Origin of the sequence: Zhihengliuella sp. (assembly GCF_031178195.1) — a bacterium.
Classification (GTDB): Bacteria; Actinomycetota; Actinomycetes; order Actinomycetales; family Micrococcaceae; genus Zhihengliuella.
The window spans coordinates 183,945-191,135 of the sequence record NZ_JAPSJL010000006.1; the positions used below are offsets into that span (position 1 = coordinate 183,945).

Sequence of the window (7,191 nt, forward strand, 5' to 3'; positions counted from 1 at the left end):
CCGTCCCCGCCGAGCCTGTTACAGCACCGGTTGCCTCATCGGGTCCTATTCGAGGACTGTGACCTCGACCCGCCGGTTGAGCTGGCGCCCCTCCTCGGTCTCGTTGTGGGCGATCGGCTCGGCCTCGCCGCGGCCCGAGACCTCCAGATCCACCCGGTCCCCGAACTCGCGTGAGATCTCGTCCGCGATTGTCCGCGCACGTCGCTCGGACAGGTCCTGGTTGTGCGCGTCCGACTGGACGTCGTCGGTGTGGCCGACGACCGCGAGGCGCCGCGGGCTGCGCTCCTCCAGCTCCTGGACCAGTCGCTGCAGCTCCTCCTCGGCGTCCGCGGTCAGGGTATCGCTGTTCGGCTCGAACAGCACCTCGCCGGAGAGGGTGATGATCTCCCCCTCCTCCTTCACGCCGCCCGACAGCGAGGAGGAGCCGAAGACCAGGCCCTCCACCGGCAGGTCGAGGTCTTCGACGACGAAGGTCAGATCGTCCACGGGGACGTCGGCGTCGGCCGGGTCCGCGCCGCCGCCGTCGCTGCCGGGAGCGGCCGCACCCGGCGGGGGCGGGACCGTCGAGTTGCCGCTCGAGGCCTCCGGCGCCCCGGTGACGGCGAGCATCCCCACCACGGCCGTAGCGGCAGCCAGCCCGGTCAGGCGGACCGCGAACTCCCGTGGCCGGCGAAGGCTTCCGTTCATCGTCGCCCGATCTCCACGGCCTCGAACGCCCCGACTTGCGGGATGTGGACGTCCACCTCGTTCACCTCCTCGGGCGGCGCCGCGAAGACCGCGGAGTAGGTGGTGCTGCGACCGGGGCCGATCGAACCGCTGTTGATATTCACCGAGCAGGCGCAGACGCCGTCGTCCCCGCGGCCGACGAGGTACCGCTGTCCCTCCGCCGTCACCACGAATACGCCGTCGACACTCCACGTGTCCATGGACGCCGCCGCATTGTCGGTCGCGTCCTTGACGCCGTTGCTGAACTCCTGGGTGACGATCTCGTTGCTGTCCCCGTGGTTCGTCAGCGTGAACGTCACCGTCATGGTGCCGGCGTCAGCCCGCACGCTGTTCAGCGTCATGGTGGCGTCGTCGAAGGCACCCACGTCGCGCGTGCCGAGATCGCCCAGTGGCGCCGCCGACGCATCGCCCCCGTCCCCACCGCCGTCCTGTCCGCCGCCGTCGGACGGAGCGGGCGCGTCCGCGGAATCCGTGTCCTGACCGTCCGGCGGGGACTCCTCCGATCCGGCCGACGCCGGAGGATCCTCCGACTGCGTCGCTGGCGCCGCGCAGCCCGCGAGCAGCAGACCCAGGCAGGCCACCGGCGCGGCGACGAGACTCAAGATGGTGCGTTGCGCCGCCATGGCGCCCCCCTCCGGTTCCAGTCATTGCGGGCAGCCCGCATCGATGCGGTGAGTCTAGCCAGCCAGCCGGTCCCGCGGAAGTGAAATGACGGCGCCCGGCTCTCGGTCCACAGGGCCGCCCGGCCGCGTGAACCGGTTCCGACCTGCCCCGTCACGTACCGCGGCACGCCGCTCCCGGGCCCCTCAAGCAATGCTCAACCAGCGGCGCCGGGCTGCGCAGAGCGCACGTGGCGCTCTACGCTGTGACCATGGCGGAGAAGAGCGCGGCCGAACGCGCAGAGAACATCAGGACCGGTTACACCTTCGACGGCGGCTCCGTGCGGCTCGGCACCGCGATGGTGGACGGCGAGGTCTTCCCCGAGGCAGCCGTGGCCCTGCCGTTGCGGATGATGAACCGGCACGGGCTCATCGCCGGCGCCACGGGCACCGGCAAGACCATCACCCTCCAGCTCATGGCCGAGCAGCTGAGCGAGGCCGGTGTGCCGACCTTCCTCGCCGACATCAAGGGCGACCTGACCGGCCTGTCGACGCCCGGCGAGGCCTCGGAGAAGCTGGCCGCGCGCACGCGCAACGTCGGGATGGACTGGTCCCCCGCGACCTACCCCGTGGAGTACTTCTCGCTCGGAGGCGCGGGGACCGGCGTCCCCATCCGCGCGACGGTCACCTCGTTCGGTCCACTGCTGCTCTCCCGCGTCCTGGGTCTGAACGAGACGCAGGAGGCCAGCCTGATGCTGGTCTTCCACTATGCGGACCAGAAGAACCTGGAGCTCGACGACCTCAAGGATCTCCGCGCGGTCATCCAGTACCTGACGAGTGACGAGGGCAAGGACGAGCTCGCCGACCTGGGCGGCCTCAGCAAGGCCACCGCCGGCGTCATCCTGCGCAGCCTCGTCACACTCGAGACCCAGGGCGGGGACCAGTTCTTCGGCACCCCCGAATTCGACACCGCCGAGCTCCTCCGGACGGTCGAGGACGGGCGGGGCGTCATCTCCTGCCTCGAGCTGCCCACACTGCTGCGCCAGCCACTGCTCTTCTCGACCTTCCTGATCTGGCTCCTCGCCGACCTGTTCGAGGAGCTGCCCGAGGTCGGCGACGCGGAGAAGCCCGAGCTGGTGTTCTTCCTCGACGAGGCCCACCTCCTCTTCGAGGACGCCTCCAAGGCGTTCATGGACTCCATCACGACGACGGTGCGCCTCATCCGCTCGAAGGGCGTCGGCGTCTTCTTCATCACGCAGACGCCGCAGGACGTCCCGGCCGAGGTCCTGGGCCAGCTCGCCAACCGCGTCCAGCACGCTCTGCGCGCCTTCACCCCGGATGACGCGAAGGCGCTGAAGGCCACGGCATCGACGTTCCCGCTCTCGGACTACGACCTGGAGGAGGCGCTCACCGCCGCCGGGACGGGCGAGGCGATCGTGACCGTCATGAACGAGACCGGGTCGCCGACCCCGGTGGCGTGGACCCGCCTGTGGAGCCCGCGCTCTCGGATGGGCGCCTCGGAGGAGGCCGTCGTCGAGCAGGCAGTCGCCGCTTCCGGGCTGCTGGAGGAGTACGGCACGGTGGTAGACCGCGCCTCGGCCAGCGAGAAGCTCGATGGACGCGAGCAGGACCAGGCCGGCCGGGCGGAGCAGCAGCCGAATCACGGCCGCGATCGGCAGACGGACTCGGCCGAGTCGGGAACCGGACGCGGAAGCGGAGAGCGCACCACCCGCCCTGCGGGACGGGCCGCCCGCAACGGTTCGGGCCGACGTCCGTCGACGTCGACCAGGCGGCAGGACAACCCCATCATGGACGTGGCGGTCCAGGTCGCGGGAGTGCTCGGCAAGGAGCTCGTGCGCGGTCTCTTCGGCACCCGCCGGCGCCGCCGCTGATACTCTGACTCGCGTGCACAACAGATCCGAACCGATCAAGGTCATCGCCCTCTGGCTGATGGCCTTGATGTTCGTGCTGGTCGCTGCGGCCATGGCGATCGCCGTCGTCAACGCCAGGGTCTTCGGCCCGGAGCGCGTCGTCGAGGACTACTTCGCGGCCCTCGAGGCCGGCGATCCAGCGACGGCGCTGGGCCTGATCGGGGCCGAAGTCCCCGACGGCAACGGACTGATGCTCACGCCGGATGCCGTCCGCAGCTCCGCAGAGCACATCGCCGATGTGGAGGTCGCCGAGACGAGCGCTGAAGACGGGCGGGCGACTGTCGAGACGACCTTCGTGGCCTCCGGCCAGAAGCACACGGTCCGGTTCGGTCTCGTCCAGACGGGCACGGACTGGCTCTTCTTCGACCGCTGGGCTCTCGACCAGGACAGCCTGCCGGCGCTCCGGATCGACGCCTCGGATACCGGAGACATCCAGGTCAACGGGATCGCTTCCCCGGTAGAGAAGGGGTCCCAGACCTTCCCGGTCCTTCCTCCCGCCGTCGTCGAGGCGTCCTTCGAGCAGAAGTACTTCCATGCCGAGCCGACCCGCCGCGTCGTCACGGATGCGGCCAGCGCGGAGGAACCGCTGAAACTGGCCTCCGAGCCCACCCAGCGGCTGATCGACGAGGTCTCCCAGCAGGTCAATGCGTACGTGGACAGCTGCGTGGAGCAGCATGTCCTCATGCCGACGGGCTGCCCGCTGACCTACGACACCGACGCCCGCGTGGACGCGGACACGATCGAGTGGGAGGTCGTCGAGTACCCGAAGGTGGAGATCACCGCGTTCGATGGCGCCTGGGTCCTTCGGCCGATGGAGATGCACGTCCGGCTCTCGCTCGTGGAGCAGGACCTGGCGACCGGACGCCGCGAGAACATCGAGCTGGAGAAGGCCTACGGCTTTACGGCACAGCTGGACGTGGGGGCTGACAGTGCACTCGTCACGCCCGTCGCCTCCGAGTAGAGCCGCTCACGAAGACGACTCACCGAGCGCCGGCCCGCACACGGCGCACATGGATCGGAGTGGAGAACGGGCCTGGGGCCCGGACCGCCGGCGTCACGCCGGCTTGACGGCAGATACGGACCCCGTGGCCGGGTTGTCGTCCTGCAGGACCAGGCGGCCCCGGAGCATCAGGTAGAGCGCCCACGCCCCCGCCAGTAGGGCGATCCCGGCGCCGAGCCCCACCGCCCAGCGCGGCCCCAGGACATCCCCGATCCAACCGATCAGCGGAGCGCCGATGGGCGTGCCGCCCTGGACCACCGCCATGTACAGAGCCAGGACGCGGCCGCGGAAGCGCGGCTCGACCGAGAGTTGGATGGACGTGTTGCAGCTGTTCAGGAATGTCACGGATGTCAGTCCGACCAGCACCAGCAGGGCCGCGTAGAGCCAGAACGTCGGCATGAGGCTGGCCGAGACACCCGCGACGCCGAAACCGAGCGCACCGCCGATGAGGTAGCGCATGCGGAAGCGACCCCGGATCGCGGCCAGGATCGCCGCGGACAACGTCCCGACAGCCACCAGGGAGCCGAGGATCCCGTACTCCGTGGGGCCGCGACCGAAGACGGTGGTCGCCATCATGGCGTTGGTGATCTGGAAGTTGAATCCGAACGTGCCGATGAGAAACGCCATCACGAGGATGACCACGAGGTCCGGACGCTGCCGTACGTAGGCGATGCCCTCACGAATCTGCCGCTTGCCGCGCGGAGCGGGCTGGCTACGCCGCAGCGCGGCGACGTCCATCCGCCAGATCCCGATCAGGACGGCGAGGAAACTGGCCGCGTTGATCATGAAGGCGGGGGCCGTGCCCACCCAGGAAATCAGCAGACCTGCGACGCCAGGGCCGGCCAACCGCGCCATGTTGAAGGACGCACTGTTGAGCGCGACGGCGTTCGGGATATCCGGTTTGGCGACCACCTCGGAGACGAAGGCCTGTCGGGCCGGTGCATCGAAGGCGCTGGCGACGCCGAGCGCAAACGCGAGGACGAAGACGTGCCACAGTTCCGCCGCATCCCACCAGACCAGCAGGCCCAGTCCCAGGGCGCACAGGCCCATGGCCGTCTGGGTGATCATGAGGAGCCGGCGCTTGTCGTGCCGGTCCGCGACCAGGCCCGCCCACGCACCGAGGAAGAGGATCGGCACAAACTGCAGGCCGGTAGTGATGCCGACGGCCATGCCGTTGTTGTCGGTGAGCTCGGTAAGAACCAGCCAGTCCTGAGCCACACGCTGCATCCACGTCCCGATATTGGAGACGAGCGCGCCGGCGACCCAGAGCCGGTAGTTCGGGTTCCGTAGTGCGCTGAACATGCTGCCCACCGTGCTACGGCACCCCTCCCGTTTCGTTCAGGCAGTCGCTCGTCGACACGACAGCGGCTTCTCCTTCACTCATTGTTCATCCATGACCACCTTAGTAGTTGCAGGGAGCAACCACTAGGTGTTCCGGCCGACGATGACAGATGGAAGGTGAACCCCTCGTCAGAAGGGGATGGGTGTCGGTTCGGGTGGGTCGAGCGGCAGGAGTACTGTCTGGTCGGCTGTTTCGGGGTGGAAGTAGGGGTTGCGCATCAGGGGCCTCTGCGGGTCGACGGTCGCCGGTGGCCTCCAGAGTGGGATGCCGGTGCTGATGTCGATGTCCCAGGTGCTGTTGTCGGCCAGGGTGTGGTGGAACAGGCAGCACAGGGCCCCGTTGGACACGTCGGTGGCCCCGCCTTGGTGCCAGGGGATGACGTGGTGGGCCTCGCACCAGGTCGCCGGGACCGTGCAGCCGGGGAAAGTGCAGCCCCGGTCGCGGATGGTCAGGGCGCGGCGTTGGGCGGCGGTGAAGGTCCGTTGGGCGCGTCCGAGGTCCAGGACCTGGCCCTGGTCGCCGAGCACGGCCGGCAGCACCGCCGCATCACAGGCCAGTTCCCGCAGCTGCGCCGGCGGCATGGTCGGGGTGTAGATGCCCCGGCTGACGGGCAGCCGCCAGAGCGGACCACCCGACGGCTCATCCGGTAGGCCTCCCAGGGGGCCGTCGTCCCGGCCACCCGGCGGGTGTGCCGACCGGCCGGGCCCTCCGGGCCGATCGGAGTGCCCTGGAGGACTGGCCGTCTGGTCGTGCGGGCCGCTGGATGCATCGGTTCCGTTCGTCTGGTGCAGCAGGGTCTGGTGGTCGATGGTGACCATGACGACGGGGCGCTGGCCGCCGGTGGAGGGCAGCCGGTCCGTCGCGAGGGCGATGTTCAGGGCGGCGAGGATCCCGTCGAGCTCCTGCTGCGCCCGCGACCGATCATCCGCGAGCGCGGCGCCGGGCTCGGGGAGGAACGCCACCGGGACCGCCGAAGCACCGGGACCCGGACCGGGATCAGGGCCAGCGCCGGCGGCGCTGGCTCCGCTGGCGGTCGTTCCCGCCCCGCCGGCCGCGGAACCGCCATGATCCTTCTCGCGCTCGCGCTCGTGCTCGTACTCACGCCCGTGCTCGTGTCCGTTGGCGTCGACGCCGCCGGCGCTGCTCGTGCCCGTCCGGGCCGTCTTCTCCGTGGCGGCCGCGAAGTCGCCATGATCCTTCTCGTGCTCGTGCTCGTGCTCGTGTCCGTTGGCGTCGACGCCGCCACCGGCGTCCGTTCCTGTCCCGCCGGCCACGGAGCCAATAGGGCCCGCATCGGCGGCCGCGTCGGAGAGCGGGCCGTTTGCTCCCGGCCCGTCCTGGCCGTCGGCGGCCGCGTCGGAGAGCGGTCTGTCTGCTCCCGGCCGGTCCGTATCGGCGGCGGGCCCGTCGGCGGCTGATCCCTTCGCTCCGGTCGCCTCGTCATTGATGTCGTTGTTGTCGCGGGTGGTGGTGCGGGGGTTGGTGGCGGCGCCGGTGACGGTGCGGAGGATCTCGAACTGCGCGGTCGTGACGTTCAGATGGAACCGGTGCAATCCCTGCCGCCGGCCCTTGTAGAACAGTCCCTGCTGGGAC

General features: G+C 69.9%; 6 protein-coding genes. 2 read left to right on the plus strand and 4 right to left on the minus strand.

Annotated elements, in window-relative coordinates:
* Positions 1–45: 45 nt before the first annotated feature.
* The gene (locus tag RIN46_RS10485; RefSeq protein ID WP_309080922.1) at positions 46–687 is read right to left on the minus strand and encodes an OmpA family protein; all 642 of its coding nucleotides are present in this window, start codon (positions 685–687) and stop codon (positions 46–48) included.
* Positions 684–1,349 (minus strand): hypothetical protein, encoded by a 666-nt coding sequence (locus RIN46_RS10490; protein WP_309080921.1) that lies wholly within the window; start codon positions 1,347–1,349, stop codon positions 684–686. Before RIN46_RS10490 ends, RIN46_RS10485 begins: the two co-directional genes overlap by 4 nt.
* A gap of 248 nt (positions 1,350–1,597) precedes the next feature.
* On the opposite strand from RIN46_RS10490, the gene RIN46_RS10495 reads away from it, so the two are divergent.
* Both RIN46_RS10495 and RIN46_RS10500 read left to right on the plus strand, forming a co-directional pair.
* The gene (locus tag RIN46_RS10495) at positions 1,598–3,217 is read left to right on the plus strand and encodes a helicase HerA-like domain-containing protein (protein WP_309080920.1); all 1,620 of its coding nucleotides are present in this window, start codon (positions 1,598–1,600) and stop codon (positions 3,215–3,217) included.
* A 13-nt stretch (positions 3,218–3,230) separates the two neighbouring features.
* Entirely contained in the window at positions 3,231–4,217 is a 987-nt protein-coding gene (locus RIN46_RS10500) for a hypothetical protein (protein WP_309080919.1), read from the plus strand.
* A 93-nt stretch (positions 4,218–4,310) separates the two neighbouring features.
* Here the strand turns inward: RIN46_RS10500 and RIN46_RS10505 are convergent, their stop codons facing one another.
* Both RIN46_RS10505 and RIN46_RS10510 read right to left on the minus strand, forming a co-directional pair.
* Positions 4,311–5,558: an MFS transporter gene (locus RIN46_RS10505; protein ID WP_309080918.1), complete on the minus strand. Its 1,248-nt coding sequence runs from the start codon at positions 5,556–5,558 to the stop codon at positions 4,311–4,313.
* 168 nt (positions 5,559–5,726) lie between these two features.
* The coding region (locus RIN46_RS10510) for a DUF222 domain-containing protein (protein WP_309109463.1) at positions 5,727–7,191 on the minus strand (1,465 nt) is incomplete at its 5' end.

Bases quoted from the DNA above. Each gene is read 5' to 3' on its own strand.
- RIN46_RS10485 (WP_309080922.1), bottom strand. From the start codon at position 687: ATGAACGGAAGCCTTCGCCGGCCACGGGAGTTCGCGGTCCGCCTGACC.
- RIN46_RS10490 (WP_309080921.1), bottom strand. From the start codon at position 1,349: ATGGCGGCGCAACGCACCATCTTGAGTCTCGTCGCCGCGCCGGTGGCC.
- RIN46_RS10495 (WP_309080920.1), top strand. From the start codon at position 1,598: ATGGCGGAGAAGAGCGCGGCCGAACGCGCAGAGAACATCAGGACCGGT.
- RIN46_RS10505 (WP_309080918.1), bottom strand. From the start codon at position 5,558: ATGTTCAGCGCACTACGGAACCCGAACTACCGGCTCTGGGTCGCCGGC.